Origin of the sequence: Vibrio sp. STUT-A16, from assembly GCF_026000495.1 — a bacterium.
GTDB lineage: Bacteria > Pseudomonadota > Gammaproteobacteria > Enterobacterales > Vibrionaceae > Vibrio > Vibrio diabolicus.
In genome coordinates this window covers 1,208,237-1,223,747 of the sequence record NZ_AP026765.1, presented here as the reverse complement: position 1 = coordinate 1,223,747, position 15,511 = coordinate 1,208,237, and the positions used below count along the sequence as shown (strand labels likewise).

The following is a 15,511-nucleotide window of genomic DNA, read 5'->3' as shown; positions in this document are numbered from 1 at the left end:
GTTACAACTTGTAGCGATCATCAATGACCGTTGTCTCTGGGAAGGTTTTACCCTCGTCCATCGCTTCCTCAGTCTCTTCTTTTACTTTGCTATCGATCCAGAAATTACCAATATCCATTGGATGAAGCACCCATTCTGTCGCTTTTGTCATGCCATCTTTAGGAATTTTAACCCAGCGCCAATGCGCAACTCGAGAATAAGGCACCATGTATCCAGGAACGATGATATTCGCTTTGCTGACATAGTTTTGGATTTGATGCGATAAATCGTAACGCTTCTCCTGATCAAACTCAGAGTCATAAGCTTCAATCAACTTGTCCAACTCAGGGCTGCTGTAGTTGGTGTGAGCATTCGTTTGTGGTCGATTAGCATTATCAGAGTGCAGGTATTCCCAATACGCAGGAATCTCACCAGAACCCATATTCAAGAACGCTAACTGATGCTTTTTCTCAAGAATGTATTTAAACGCAGATGAACCATCAACCAAGTTTAACGTGAACTCAAGACCAGCAAGTTTCGCTTGCTCTTTCAAGTACGCAATACGCGGTGTCCAAGAGTTGTATCCATAGGTGATAGCAAAGCTCAGGCGTTGGCCCTTGTCATTGACACGAATACCATCTGCGCCAACTTTGTCAAAGCCCGCTTTTTCGAAATGTTTAACCGCCGCATCGGCATCAAACTTAGGCGGTGTATTGTTAGGATCATCGTATTCGCCATGACCAAAGCCGAGTCCATGTGGTTTACGTGAATAATCTCCACGCATGATATTTTCAATCATGCCGTCATAGTCAGTGGCTGCCATAACGCCTTTGCGCACTTCTAGGTTATCCAACATCGGCATCGCGGTGTTCATCCAAAGGCCACCAGCGCCTTGTGGTGCTTCGTTAAAGCCCCAGTACTTTTGGATATAGCCTTTTTTGTACACATCACTATCGGTTTTGTCATGCCAAAAGCTTGGTAGCACCATCTCAAAGTAATCTAAGTTACCTTTTTCAAAGTGCTTCATGGCAATATCAGGATCGCGAATCACCTTAATGCGGACTTTTTCTACGTTGTAGCGGTTTTTATAGTAGCGGTTGTTATACCCCCACCAATCTTCACCGACGTGTTTGAATGTCACGCTCTTACCTTTCTTCACTTTATCAATGTAGTAAGGCGCTGCAGTTGGCTCAGATTTAAAGTTGAACTTTCTGACAAAGTTATCAGGCATGCCATCGTTATTTGCGTCCTTTTCTCCTTCAAAGAAGTGTTCCGGACGAGGCTGAAAACCATTACTCGGCATGTTAATCATAACCATGAGCGAGTCATGACTTTGAGCTACAGCAAGATTGACTTTGATCGTGTAGTCGTCAATTTTTTCAACACCAACAACGCTGTTCGTGAAGAAGTCGTTGTACCACGGGTCGATAATGTCTTTTGACGTGTAGTACTTCATCATAAAGACGTAATCATCTGCCGTAATTTTTTCACCATCTGACCACTCGGCCGTTTCATCAAGCTTAAAGAATACGGTTTTGTTGTCCTCTCCAAATGCCCATGACTTAGCAAGTTGGGGGATCCATTTACCAGTATTTGGATGACGCTGAGCAAGCTTTGGTGAACCATCCATTAAATATTGGCGCAAGCCGGAGTTCGCATCTGGACCAACACTTCGTAATGTCTGAGGAAAGCTCTGAATGTAAGTACGATAAGTACCACCTCGTACCGCTTCTTCAGAGGCGAACAGAGGTTCATTGTTATTTGAAATCCATTCTATATCAGCAGGTAGCTCTGCCGCACTCAGTTGAAAACTGGCAGCGGTCAATGTTGCAAGTACTGAAAATGGCAGTTTTTTAGTCATGTTTCTTCCTTGTTGTGTTTGCGATTAAGGTCGTAGCAAGGAAGACGGCGTGTGAAAGCTGCAAATAGAAAATACGCAGATAGGAAATAATAGGAGCGTAATATGAAGTGACTTCCTGCCAGCTTCTATATTAATTTCAAAGAGTTTCACTAGGTCATCCTAGACCTTACAACGCAGTGAATGCATCTTCGCCATAGTATTCTTTAGGCTTTTGTAACGCAAGTCATCAATAATACATGGTCGCATTTTCTATGCATCACAGTGAGTTATGTTACAAAAGTGTGATCGATATAGTACCAAGCCCTACTTTCCTCATAATAAACCGTAGAACCTTTATCCGAATAAGATCCCCCCTACACCAATTAAAGCAAGCAAGTAAGCGAGCAGATATAACTGGTAAAAATGAGCAGTTGCTTACTACGGTTGGTATTTTTATTAGATACAAAAAAGGTGAGGCATCACAGCCTCACCTTTCTTTATACAATACAAGACTGTGCTTACATACTAGACAAGCTATCATTGATCGATTTCAACACTGCAGCAGGATCCACAGCTTGAGTAATTGGACGCCCAATAACAAGATAGTCAGAGCCTGACTGAATAGCCTCTACTGGTGTCATGATACGGCGCTGGTCACCTTGCTCAGAGCCAGCAGGTCGGATTCCTGGTGTAACTAACTTAAAGTCTTGACCAAGTTCGCTCTTAAGCAATGAAGACTCTTGAGCTGAACATACGACACCATCTAAACCAGCGTTTTTGGTCAATGTCGCCAGACGAATAACTTGATCCTGAGGCGCAACGTTCAAACCAATACCCGCTAAATCACTTTGTTCCATACTGGTTAGTACCGTTACTCCAATCAGAAGTGGGCGATCTTTACCGTATGGCTCAAGAATTTCACGTGATGCCGTCATCATGCGCTCCCCACCGCTCGCATGCACATTCACCATCCAAACCCCTAATTCTGCGGCTGCGCGGACCGCCTTAGAACACGTATTTGGAATATCGTGAAATTTCAAATCCAGGAAGACTGAAAAACCACGTTTGTGGAGTTCACGTACGAAATCAGGACCAAATAGCGTAAACATTTCCTTGCCAACTTTTAGGCGACATGACGCAGGATCAATTCTATCTACAAACGCAAGTGCGTCTGCTTGGTTATCATAATCCAGTGCGACAATAACTTTTTGGTCGATCATTTCATCTCCTAACTATTTTGGTTCTTATTAAATAAAAAGTTAAAAAAATGCAGCGGACAGAAATTCTGCCAGCTGCATTAAAATTATTCACCATCCAATCCGCGGATTGGCTTGATCGTCCCCCACCCTTTACAGGATGGGCAGTGCCAATAAAGGGAATGAGTAGAAAACCCACACTTCCGGCATCGGTAGTGTGGTTTCACTTTTAACTGTTCACCCACCATCGCTTGTAGCGTCGATAGACTGTCCTTCGCGCGCCCGTCTTCTGCTTCAGCAATATGGTAGTCAATTAATCGATAAAAACCCTTCATGGTTGGATTTTTCAGCAGCTGTTTGGTCAGCAGCTCTTGTGCAGCCCCTACGTTCTCGTGGTGAGCAACCAACTGAGCCAACATTAACTCGGCTGATACGCCTGCTTTCTTATCAATACAAGCTCGCAGAAACTCTACAAGTTCATCTTCCTGGCCCAAATGATGGTAGCACTCTGCAATGGTTGGTAAGACATCGCTGATAAAGTCTTTGTCTTGCTCAAGCACACCCGTTAGGTATTTTATCGTGTGTTTATAATCTTCAGACTCTAGATAAATTCGTCCCAAAGCAATACTCGCTCGAACACACTTTGGGTCTTCTGCTAGGGCTTTTTTAAAGTGCTGTATTGCCTTATTAGTATTACCATCGGCTTGGTCGAGCATGGCAATTTCACACCAAAAATGAGCAATATTCGCACGCATTCTGGAGCGTTTATTACCCAACTTAGCCAATTGATTGGCGTAATAAATTGCTTTTTCCCATTCACGCGTTTGTTGGTAAATGGTTACCAATTGCTGAAGGGCCGCTTCTTTGTAATCTGGCTCTTCGACTAACTGTTCGAAGATTTTCTCTGCACGATCGAGAAAACCAGAGACCATGTAATCTTTCGCCAACTGTTGAAGTGCAAGATTCTTTTGATCCAGTGTTAAGCCAGAGCGAGAAATGAGATTTTGGTGAATTCGGATTGCGCGGTCGACTTCGCCACGAGACCGGAACAAATTACCCAACGCAAGGTGAGTATCGATTGTCTCGTTATCAACTTGGAGCAATTCAATAAAGTGATCAACAGCCTTATCTGATTGGTCAGAGAGCAGCAGATTAAGACCCGTCATATACTGACGAGAGATTTGATGAGATTGCTTCTGCTTGTCTTGCTGAGCGCTGCGATGCCCCATATACCAGCCATACGCAGCAGCTATAGGCAATAACAAGAAGAGTAGTTCAAGCATTAAAGTTAAGCCTTATCCTTATGCCTGTTTTTCGATGGCTGGCTTATCAGCAGGTTTTTTTGCATCTGTAGGTTCGTACTTTTTCAGTTTTTTCTTTAAACGACGAACTTGTAGCTGAGTTTTCAGCTGGATACTACCAAAGATAACCCACGCTAAAGCAAAGCCAACAACAAATACCACACCTAATAGTGTAGATAAGTGGAACTCTCCTTTGGCTAGAAGATAGTTAAAAGTCACGAGCTCTTGGTTTTGGGAACCTAACGCCAATGCAATTAAAAAGAGAGCTAAAACAGCAACGATTTTTATAATTTTCATTTACATCACCCTTCTAGGAGTAAGTCGGTAAGATTATGCAGGAAAATGCTTCTTCAGACTACGTATATTAGCAATAATCTATACCCAAGTAACCTCAAGATGCTTAGTTTGTAGATACGCCTAGAAGTTAAAGTTACTTGGGTGTAGAAAGCTGCAAAGAAAACAGCCAGAATCAACAGCTCGCTTCGTAAACTGCTTGGACACATTACAAAAAAGCGGCATACACAAACGTATGCCGCTTTTTTCAAACTAATAAGAGTGCGTTAGCCAATATTTACACGCTCACGAAGCTCTTTACCAGGTTTGAAATGTGGAACGTATTTACCTTCCAATTCCACTTTATCGCCCGTTTTAGGGTTACGACCTACGCGAGGCTCGCGGTAATGAAGAGAAAAACTACCAAAGCCACGGATCTCGATACGGTCACCGCTCTCTAGCGTAGAGGCCATGTGCTCTAAAATATCTTTTACAGCATCCTCTACCTCTTTCGCTGATAAGTGTGTTTGCTCAGCGCAGAGTCTTTCAATCAGTTCAGACTTAGTCATAGTTGCCCTCTTTGAGTATCTTTATCACTTATTATAGTAAGTAATACTAATTCCAACAAACACTTGCTGACAATTCTAGACAAATTTTATGCAAAATGCGCAATGAAGAAATGCCTTTTATTAAGATAGTTTACCGTCATTAGTATTACTACTTAAATATGCTCAAATATAAAAAAGGAGCCTTGCGGCTCCTTTTTTGCTTAAGCGAGTATATTATTCGCCTTTAGCAGCTTTGAAAGCGTCAGCCATTGCGTTACCGAATGCATTGTCATCTTGCTTGTTGATAGATGCCATTGCTTCTTGCTCGTCAGCTTCGTCTTTAGCTTTGATAGATAGGTTGATTACGCGGTTCTTACGGTCTACACCTGTGAACTTCGCTTCAACAACATCACCAGCGCTTAGGATTAGAGAAGCATCTTCTACGCGATCGCGAGATACTTCAGAAGCACGGATGTAACCTTCAACGCCTTCTGCGATTTCAACAGTAGCGCCTTTAGCGTCAACAGCAGTTACAGTAGCGTTAACTAGAACACCTTTCTTGTTGTCAGCAACGTAAGCATTGAATGGGTCGTTTTCCATTTGCTTGATGCCTAGAGAGATGCGCTCACGCTCAGCGTCTACTGCTAGAACAACTGCAGAGATCTCGTCGCCTTTCTTGTACTCACGTACAGCTTCTTCGCCAGCAACATTCCAAGAAATGTCAGATAGGTGAACTAGACCGTCGATGCCGCCTTCTAGACCGATGAAGATACCGAAGTCAGTGATAGACTTGATCTTACCAGTAACTTTGTCGCCTTTAGCTTGTGCTTCAGCGAATGACTGCCATGGGTTAGCTTTACACTGTTTCAGACCTAGAGAGATACGACGACGTTCTTCGTCGATTTCAAGAACCATAACCTCAACTTCGTCGCCAACATTAACAACTTTAGAAGGGTGGATGTTCTTGTTAGTCCAATCCATTTCTGAAACGTGAACTAGACCTTCAACGCCCTCTTCGATTTCAACGAAGCAGCCGTAGTCAGTTAGGTTAGTTACGCGACCAGTTAGTTTGTGACCTTCTGGGTAACGCTTAGCGATTGCTACCCATGGATCTTCGCCTAGTTGCTTAAGACCTAGTGATACGCGAGTACGCTCACGGTCGAACTTAAGAACTTTAACTTGGATCTCGTCACCAACGTTAACGATTTCAGATGGGTGCTTAACGCGCTTCCAAGCCATATCAGTGATATGTAGAAGACCGTCAACGCCACCTAGGTCAACGAACGCACCGTAGTCAGTAAGGTTCTTAACGATACCTTTAACTTCAGAACCTTCTTGTAGAGTTTCTAGAAGCTCGTCACGCTCAACGCTGTTTTCAGATTCGATAACAGCACGACGTGAAACAACTACGTTGTTACGTTTTTGGTCAAGTTTGATAACTTTGAACTCTAGCTCTTTGTTTTCTAGGTGAGCAGTGTCGCGGATTGGACGTACGTCTACTAGAGAGCCAGGAAGGAAAGCACGGATACCGTTTAGTTCAACAGTGAAACCGCCTTTAACTTTACCGTTGATGATACCAACAACAGTTTCAGCTTCTTCGTAAGCTTTCTCAAGTACGATCCAAGCTTCGTGACGCTTAGCTTTCTCACGAGAAAGTTGAGTTTCACCGAAACCATCTTCAACAGCGTCTAGAGCTACGTCTACTTCAGCGCCAACTTCAACTTCAAGTTCGCCAGCAGCGTTCTTGAACTGTTCAGCAGGGATAGCAGATTCAGACTTAAGACCAGCGTCAACAAGAACGAAACCGTTCTCGATAGCTACTACAGTACCTTTAACGATGCTGCCTTGTTGGAATTCTGTTTCGTTTAGAAACTCTTCAAAGAGTTGAGCAAAAGATTCAGTCATTTAGTTAATCTTCAATAAATTAAACTTCCACGGGTATCCTACCGCATGGGGTTATTAAATTCGCCAGTCATCATCCTTGCGACCAACGCTCTTAGTCTAGCCGAGTATCATTACTCAGCTAGCTTCGATTCGATATATTGTAGTGCCTTTTCTACTACTTCGTCGATAGTCATCGACGTAGAATCTAGCACAAGCGCATCCTCAGCAGGGCGTAATGGCGCCACTGGGCGGTTACGATCTCGGTCGTCACGCTCTTGGATCTCGCTTAAAAGGTCAGCAAATTTAACATCTAACCCTTTCTCTTGCAACTGTTTAAGGCGTCGATTTGCACGCTCTTCTGCGCTCGCATCAAGGAAGATTTTCGCTTGTGCACTTGGGAATACAATTGTGCCCATATCACGACCATCAGCCACTAGGCCCGGAGCGGCCTCAAATGCACGCTGACGACGTAATAATGCTTCACGAACACGTGGCAGAGCCGCAACTTTAGATGCTGCCATACCCGTTTCTTCTTTGCGAAGCTCCCCTGACACATCTTCGCCTTCTAGAACGACCTTAACTAAGTCGCCCTCTGCGATAAATTGAACGTCTAGGTGTGTTGCCAGTGGGACAAGTGCGTCTTCTGACTCTGTGTCGACACCGTGGTGAATCGCAGCGAGTGCAAGTACACGATAAATTGCGCCAGAATCTAAGAGTTGGAAACCCAACTTTTTCGCCAGCAACATACATAAAGTGCCTTTACCTGCACCACTAGGTCCATCTACGGTTACAACCGGAGTTTGAGAGGACATGTTCTTCTCCACCTATAGTTTCTTTTCAGCAATTTGCTCGGTTTTCGAGGCGCGCATTATACGGGTAATCGCCCTTTGGAGCGAGGAAAAATGTCGTGTAAAGCATTACACCTAATGCGCAATTGGATTCATCAATAAACATAAGGTTCAACAAAAACGGCGAGAGCTTCCACCCTCGCCGTTTCAAATGTCATGATCTTAGGTTCGATTAAACAATCGGTTTTTGACCACGCTCAGCTAACTTTAAGATCACACTGTCAGCAACTTTGCCCGCGACACCTGCTAGCTTGTCTGCCAGCTTTTTCTTCTGCACATAATGCACAGAAAGTACGGTTTTATCTTTGCATGCCGCAACAACGATATCATCAGATGTACTAATGTCATCCACCAAACCAAGCTCTTTCGCTTGTGTACCGAACCAGTGCTCACCTGTGGCTACTTTGTCTAGGTCCAAACTAGGACGACGCTCGCGAATGAAGTCTTTAAACAAGACATGTGTTTCTTCAAGCTCTTGCTTAAACTTATCGCGCGCTTTATCGGTATTCTCACCAAACATCGTTAGCGTGCGTTTATATTCACCCGCGGTTAGTTGTTCGTACTCAATGTCATGTTTCTTCAACAGTTTGTTGAAGTTAGGAATTTGCGCGATAACGCCAATAGAGCCCACAATTGCAAACGGTGCAGAAACAATCTTATCTGCGACACATGCCATCATGTAACCGCCACTTGCCGCAACTTTGTCAACAGAGATGGTCAGAGGAAGACCCGCAGCTTTGATTCGGTCCAGTTGAGAAGAGGCAAGGCCGTAACCATGAACCATACCACCGCCAGATTCTAAACGAAGTAATACTTCATCACCTTCACGTGCGACAGCCAAAATAGCAGTGATCTCTTCACGTAGAGACGCGACTTCTTTTGCGTCTATGCTGCCGTTGAAATCAAGAACGAATAGGTGTGGTTCACGCTTGCTATCTAATGAACCGTCTTTGCTCGCTTGTTTGATCTCTTTTTCACGAGATTTGTTTTTCTCTTTCTCTTCTTTCTTGACCGCTTTATCTCGAGCCTTGATGAAAGCATCGTCATGTAAATGATGTTCTAACTGCTCAACAGATTGTTTGTGTTGCTCTGAAAGGTTGGTAATCTCTAACTCCCCTTTCGCCGCACCCGATTTGCCACCAGCCGATTTTGCAATAATGAGCAGAACAATTATCGCAGCAACCACCGTGATAATTTTGGCCAGAAACAGACCATAATCTAATAAAAATTCCAACGAGAGCTCCTTTATCTCATTTCAGATGACGTTAGTATGTTACGCAGAAACATCAGCGAGAAGGCAGCGCGGTTTGTAACCACTTGTTCTGATTGATAGCATACCTAACGAAAGTTCTGGAATTGGTATAACACATGAATTGGTGTATTGTAACCATCTTGTCACGATTACCAAGATTTTCCATTGAGAAACAGGCGTTTTTTAGCGTCAATTAACTATCATGGACCCTCTTACAATAATAAGGATTTATCGCCGTGAACTACTCCGTTTCAGCTGATGCTCTAAAAGGTAAAGTCATTCTTGTTACTGGCGCTGGTAATGGCATCGGCCGTCAAGCCGCGCTTTCTTATGCCGAGCACGGTGCAACTGTTATTCTCTTGGGTAGAAATGTGCAAAACCTTGAATCTATCTATGATGAGATTGAAGCCGCTGGCTACCCACAAGCTGCTATCATTCCTCTGGATCTCAAGGGCGCAACTAAGCAAAATTACATTGATATGGCAGAGACAATCGAAGGACAGTTTGGTCGTTTGGATGGCCTATTACACAACGCAGGTGTCTTGAGTTCGCTGTGTCCATTTGATCAAATCAAAGAGGAAGATTTCGACGATATCATGCAGATCAACGTGAAAGCAGAAGTGTTAATGACTCAAGCACTACTGCCTGTGATGCGTAAATCAGAAGCTGGGCGTATTATCTTTACCTCTTCGACCGTCGGCCACTCTGGTCGCGCTTTCTGGGGGCCATACGCTATCTCTAAATTTGCCGTAGAAGGCATGATGCAAGTTTTGGCTGACGAGCTGAGTGATACGCCGATCCGTGTTAACGCAATTAACCCTGGTGCAACTCGTACTCGCATGCGTGAAAAAGCATACCCGGGTGAAGATGCGAATACTCTCAAAACGCCATTGGATATCATGCCGCTATATTTGCACTTAATGGATCCAGCGGTTACCGATGTGAATGGTCAGTGCATCGACGCTCAACCGAAGCGTAAATAACGAATTCAGGTTACCTCACATAATCGATTGAAAAGGCAGCAAACGCTGCCTTTTTTCATTTCTCTCTTCATAAAAATCTTGCGACTTTCTGTCATAGAAATATACTGTACATATATACAGGTATTTATTATGCACGATATTATTCAGCACTTAAAAAGCCAGCACCTTGTTTGGCAAGCAAATTTAACGAAAACAGATCCTCAGCAGTTGCGGACTAGTTCCGGGTTTTCTGAATTAGATGATTTGCTCGGCGGAGGCTTTCCACCTCATGGCGTAGTGGAGATGGAATCTATTGGTAGTATTGGTGAATTGCGTTTGCTCGCTCCTTATTTAAAAGCCACCCAGACCAATGGTGTGACTGCATTTATTCAACCTCCCGCGTTAGTGAACTCTCTGTTCTTACACTACATCGGTTTGGATATAAACCAAGTGTGGGTCGTTAATCCAGCTCATCCCAAAGATGCTCTTTGGGCTGCAGAGCAATGTCTGAAAAGTGGGGTATGCAGTAATGTTTTGTTATGGCAAGAAGAGCTTGAAATACATCAAGTGAAACGCTTACAGGTAGCGAGTGAGCAAGGCACTTGTCCTCTATTCATGCTCAAGCCTAATATGACAAACCGCTTGTCTTTACCTGTTTCATTAAGCCTAAAGCTGCAAGGTAATGTACAAGGCGTCAAAGTGGAAGTTCTCAAGCGAAAAGGCGGTTGGAGCAAAGGCAGTGTCGATATCAGTTTCCAACACCACTACCCACAACTGGTAATGCCAAGCACGACTCACATTCCATCAACGGTGGTCAATTTCCCATTGGCGAACCAAGGTTAGTGATATGGCTTTATGGATTTACTTGCACTTCCCTCGCCTACAGCTAGACGCACTCTTTGGTGATAACCAAAATCAACCCGTGGTGATTGTCGAAAGCCAACGTTGTCAGATCATTCAATACAACGAGATTGCCGAACAACAAGGTATTAAGCCTGGTATGGGCTTAGGCAGTGCTGCGTCCTTGTGTCGAGATTTACAAGTGCATCCTTATCATCCACAAACCGAATTAAATAAATTACAAGAGGTAGCTCAGTGGTTGTATTTGATCACATCTGACGTTGTGTTGATGCCAAACCAAGGTATTTTGCTACGTGCCACACCGATGCTCACCCTATATGAAGGGTTGGACAATTACTGGAATAAAGTCAGTGCTCACTTAACTAAACTGCAGTTAAGCTTTCAATTTGGTTGTGGTTTTTCACCTCTGTCAGCCAAGTTAATGGCATTGGCAGGAGCAAATGTTCTTAGTGACGACAAATCTCTTATCGAACAAATGTTATTCCCATTACCTCTGCCTCTAACCGATTTATCGAGCTCTATGGTTGAAAAGCTGCACCGCGTAGGCGTTACTTCCTTAAAAGGGTTACTTGAACTGCCGTTGCAAGACATCGCTCGACGCTTTGATATCGATTTGGTGAACTACGTTGGTCGACTGACTGGGCAGTTTAAGCATCCTGTCGACTTTTATCACCCGACCGAATCCTTCCAAGTTTATTTAGAACTGCTGTTTGAGTTCGAAAACGTTCAGTGGATTGAAAAGCCGCTGGCCAAGTTACTTCGTCAACTCGAAACCTTTCTTAAATTAAGAGATAAGGTCGCTTTTGAGCTGTGTTTAACACTCCACCAGCGTGAGAAACAAGAGCAACACCTTCAACTCACTTCTGCGCAAGGTGATTACCTATGTCAGCGTTGGCAGCAGTTAGCGAGTTTAAGCTTAGAGTCACTCTCGCTCAATGGCCCAGTCACAGGGCTAACGTTAAAAGTCGTCCGTCAAGGTGAGCCTCTTAGTGCATCACGCGATCTCTTTGCTGGGCAAAAAGGGAACATGAATGCTTTAGAACTGCTCTCTTTACTGCAAGCTAAATTGGGGAAAAGTGCTGTGTTAAAACCCAACATCGCTTGTGATCCTAGACCAGAAAAGGCCAGTCAATATCGCCCGGCAGATGCTCCAGATGAAAAGGAGCACGCCATACCATCCATACTACGCCCCGCAATGCAATTGCCCACTCCCATTGCATTGCAAGAGCAAGTCTCTTTGGTCCACGGACCTGAGCGAATCGTTTCTGGATGGTGGGATGGTGATGAGATCATGCGTGATTACTACATTGCACACACCAAGCAAGGCCGCTGGTTATGGATATTTCGCGATCAGCACAAGCACTGGTTTCTTCATGGCTATTTTTGTTAAATCGACAGTCATTTTTGTTGGGTCATTATGAGTTACGCGGAACTATTTTGTCAGTCTAACTTCTCTTTTTTGACTGGGGCTTCTCATGCAGAAGAGCTTGTACTCCAAGCTGCTTTCTATCGCTATCAAGCTCTAGCTATAACGGATGAATGTTCGGTCGCGGGCGTTGTCAAAGCCCATGCGACCATCGAACAACATAAACTCGATATCAAACAAATCGTTGGAAGTATGTTTTGGTTAAATGATGAATGCCAAATCGTACTGCTTTGCCCTTGTCGCAAGGCTTATGCCGAGTTGTGTCGTATCATCACAAACGCAAGAAGACGAAGTGAAAAAGGCAACTATCAACTGTTCGAATGGGATTTGATGTCGATTCGACATTGCTTGGTATTGTGGCTGCCCACACATCAAGAGAGTGATCACTATTGGGGACGCTGGCTCAATCAACACCACGCTAATCGTTTGTGGGTAGCGATTCAGCGCCATTTGAGTAACAACGATACTGAGTACATTGCGCACTGCGAGCAGTTAGCACATGAATTTCAATTACCTATAACTGCCTGCGGAGGCGTTCTCATGCATGATGTTGAACGCTTGCCATTACAGCATGTACTTACCGCTATAAAGCATGGGTGTAGCGTCGATAAACTCGGTTTTGATCGTATTTCGAATACAGAACGAGCGCTTCGTCCTTTTAAAAAATTAATTCGGATTTACAAACCAGAATGGCTGGAAGAAAGTACTTACATCGCCGATCTATGCGAGTTTAAGCTTTCCGATTTAAAATACGAATATCCTACCGAGCTGATCCCAGATGGTTATACACCCGACTCTTACTTACGTATGTTAGTCGAGCGTGGTAAAAAGCTGCGTTTTCCTGAAGGCGTGCCAGCAGAAGTCAATCAAACCATCGAGAATGAACTTGCGCTTATTCAAGAGCTGAAATACCACTACTACTTCCTTACCATCCACGACATCGTAATGTTCGCGAAACAACAAGGCATTCTTTACCAAGGTCGAGGTTCCGCCGCAAATTCTGTGGTGTGCTATTGCCTGGAAATTACCGCCGTCGACCCTCGACAAATCGCTGTCTTATTCGAACGATTTATCAGTAAAGAACGTAAGGAACCGCCGGATATTGATGTGGACTTTGAACACGAGCGCCGTGAAGAGGTTATCCAATATATTTACAAAAAATATGGCCGTGAGCGTGCAGCACTTGCTGCAACAGTGATCAGCTATCGCTTTAAAAGTGCCGTGCGTGAAGTCGGTAAAGCGCTAGGGATTGAAGAGACCCAATTAGATTTTTTCATTAAGAACGTTAATCGCCGAGATCGCAGCCAAGGCTGGCAAGCTCAAATTATTGAACTTGGCTTACAACCAGAATCTCTCAAAGGGCAGCAGTTTATCCAATTGGTCAACGAGATAATTGGCTTCCCACGCCACTTATCTCAGCACGTGGGTGGTTTTGTAATTTCATCTGGCCCTTTATATGAGTTAGTACCTGTTGAAAATGCCTCGATGGAAGATCGCACTATCATTCAATGGGACAAAGACGATTTAGAAAGCTTGAAGCTATTAAAAGTCGATGTGCTCGCACTCGGCATGTTAAACGCCATCAGAAAGTGCTTTCAACTGGTCGAGAAACACCACCAGCGCTCCCTCTCTATTTCCGAGATCACTCGCCGACAAGATGATCCACACGTGTACCGCATGATTCAAAAGGCCGACACGATAGGCGTATTCCAAATTGAATCTCGTGCACAAATGAGCATGCTCCCTCGCTTAAAGCCCGCTTGTTATTACGATTTAGTGATTCAAATTGCGATTGTTCGTCCAGGCCCTATTCAGGGTGATATGGTGCATCCTTTTTTAAAACGGCGTGATCACAAAGAGCCTGTCAGTTATCCATCGGAAGAAGTAAAAAGCGTTCTTGAGCGGACTATGGGCGTCCCAATTTTCCAAGAGCAAGTCATCAAGCTAGCCATGGTAGCAGCTGGGTTTAGCGGCGGCGAGGCCGATCAACTCCGTCGAGCAATGGCATCATGGAAAAAGAATGGCGATCTGGCTAAATTCAGGCCAAAACTGATCAATGGTATGCAAGAGAGAGGTTATGACTTAGCGTTTGCTGAGCGCATTTTCGATCAGATTTGCGGCTTTGGTGAGTACGGCTTCCCTGAAAGTCATTCAGCGTCTTTCGCAGTGCTGGCATATTGTTCTGCATGGTTAAAATATTATTACCCAGCAGAATTTTACACTGCACTGTTGAACAGCCAACCAATGGGATTTTATAGCCCATCGCAATTAGTACAAGATGCTCGCCGACATGGAGTCGAAGTATTGCCGGTGTGCGTCAATCATTCAAAATATCAGCATCATCTCGTCTCACGCCCGAATGGCAGGCTCGGCGTGCAACTTGGTTTTAGCTTGGTGAAAGGCTTTAACGCAGAAAGTGCGCAAAGGCTTATTGAGCGCAAACCACTTAATGGTTACCGCTCGATTCAAGAAGTAAAGCAGATATTAAGAAGCCGAAGTGACATTGAATTATTGGCTTCAGCCAATGCATTTCAGATCCTATCGGGGAATCGTTATAACGCACGCTGGGCAGCAATGGATTCCTTATCTGACCTACCATTGTTTCACAAGGTCGAAGAACCCAGTGTTAGCTACCAAACTCAGCCCTCAGAATATGAAAATTTAATTGAGGATTACGCGAGCACGGGACTATCTCTTAGCCGCCACCCGATTAAATTATTAGAAGAAACGGGCAAACTCCCTCACTTTACCCGCATGAGGCAACTGGCAGAGAAACCGCATAAGTCACTGGTCACAGTGGTAGGTGTGGTAACAGGAAGACAATCTCCAGGCACCGCCGCTGGCGTGACATTTTTTACGTTAGAAGATGACACGGGCAACATTAATGTGGTCGTTTGGCAAGCGACAGCACGAGCCCAAAAGCAAGCGTATTTAGGCGCTAAAGTATTAATGGTGAAAGGCATTCTTGAAAGAGAGGGAGAAGTCACGCACGTTATTGCTGGCAAGTTGATTGATTGCACGCACTATTTGAATAATCTACAAAGTAAATCTCGCGACTTTCATTAGTACAGAGATATTAATAAGCGAGGCGTTAAAAAATCAGAGGGAGACCTGCTCCCCCTCTGATTTCACTATATCTAA

The 15,511-nt window shown here is 44.2% G+C and carries 12 protein-coding genes; 4 read left to right on the top strand and 8 right to left on the bottom strand.

The window, feature by feature from the left end:
• Position 1 precedes the first annotated feature (1 nt).
• From OO778_RS05835 to sohB, 8 genes are all read right to left on the bottom strand, one after another.
• Positions 2 to 1,840 (bottom strand): extracellular solute-binding protein, encoded by a 1,839-nt coding sequence (locus OO778_RS05835; protein WP_005397104.1) that lies wholly within the window; start codon positions 1,838 to 1,840, stop codon positions 2 to 4.
• Between the two features lie 497 nt (positions 1,841 to 2,337).
• Positions 2,338 to 3,039 (bottom strand): orotidine-5'-phosphate decarboxylase, encoded by a 702-nt coding sequence (gene pyrF / locus OO778_RS05830; RefSeq protein WP_145473689.1) that lies wholly within the window; start codon positions 3,037 to 3,039, stop codon positions 2,338 to 2,340.
• Between the two features lie 83 nt (positions 3,040 to 3,122).
• A complete protein-coding gene (gene lapB, locus OO778_RS05825; RefSeq protein ID WP_005376665.1) occupies positions 3,123 to 4,298 on the bottom strand; it encodes a lipopolysaccharide assembly protein LapB in 1,176 nt (391 codons plus the stop codon).
• Positions 4,299 to 4,316: 18 nt separating this feature from the next.
• Positions 4,317 to 4,613 (bottom strand): lipopolysaccharide assembly protein LapA domain-containing protein, encoded by a 297-nt coding sequence (locus OO778_RS05820; RefSeq protein WP_258586087.1) that lies wholly within the window; start codon positions 4,611 to 4,613, stop codon positions 4,317 to 4,319.
• Between the two features lie 263 nt (positions 4,614 to 4,876).
• Entirely contained in the window at positions 4,877 to 5,158 is a 282-nt protein-coding gene (ihfB, locus tag OO778_RS05815) for an integration host factor subunit beta (RefSeq protein ID WP_005385816.1), read from the bottom strand.
• A gap of 213 nt (positions 5,159 to 5,371) precedes the next feature.
• Positions 5,372 to 7,042, bottom strand: coding sequence for a 30S ribosomal protein S1 (gene rpsA, locus OO778_RS05810; protein ID WP_005385817.1), 1,671 nt, complete (start codon positions 7,040 to 7,042; stop codon positions 5,372 to 5,374).
• A 110-nt stretch (positions 7,043 to 7,152) separates the two neighbouring features.
• A complete protein-coding gene (cmk, locus tag OO778_RS05805) occupies positions 7,153 to 7,833 on the bottom strand; it encodes a (d)CMP kinase (protein ID WP_005397113.1) in 681 nt (226 codons plus the stop codon).
• A 208-nt stretch (positions 7,834 to 8,041) separates the two neighbouring features.
• Positions 8,042 to 9,103, bottom strand: a complete 1,062-nt coding sequence (gene sohB / locus OO778_RS05800; RefSeq protein ID WP_005385819.1) for a protease SohB — start codon at positions 9,101 to 9,103, stop codon at positions 8,042 to 8,044.
• A 254-nt stretch (positions 9,104 to 9,357) separates the two neighbouring features.
• Here sohB and OO778_RS05795 point away from each other — a divergent pair, with 254 nt between their 5' ends.
• The 4 genes from OO778_RS05795 (at position 9,358) to OO778_RS05780 (ending at position 15,436) form a co-directional block, all read left to right on the top strand.
• The gene (locus OO778_RS05795; protein WP_046874431.1) at positions 9,358 to 10,104 is read left to right on the top strand and encodes a YciK family oxidoreductase; all 747 of its coding nucleotides are present in this window, start codon (positions 9,358 to 9,360) and stop codon (positions 10,102 to 10,104) included.
• A 129-nt stretch (positions 10,105 to 10,233) separates the two neighbouring features.
• Positions 10,234 to 10,926 (top strand): translesion DNA synthesis-associated protein ImuA, encoded by a 693-nt coding sequence (gene imuA / locus OO778_RS05790; protein ID WP_012841595.1) that lies wholly within the window; start codon positions 10,234 to 10,236, stop codon positions 10,924 to 10,926.
• Positions 10,927 to 10,930: 4 nt separating this feature from the next.
• A complete protein-coding gene (locus tag OO778_RS05785) occupies positions 10,931 to 12,334 on the top strand; it encodes a DNA polymerase Y family protein (RefSeq protein ID WP_074191570.1) in 1,404 nt (467 codons plus the stop codon).
• Between the two features lie 27 nt (positions 12,335 to 12,361).
• Positions 12,362 to 15,436, top strand: a complete 3,075-nt coding sequence (locus tag OO778_RS05780) for an error-prone DNA polymerase (protein ID WP_264910962.1) — start codon at positions 12,362 to 12,364, stop codon at positions 15,434 to 15,436.
• Positions 15,437 to 15,511: the final 75 nt, after the last annotated feature.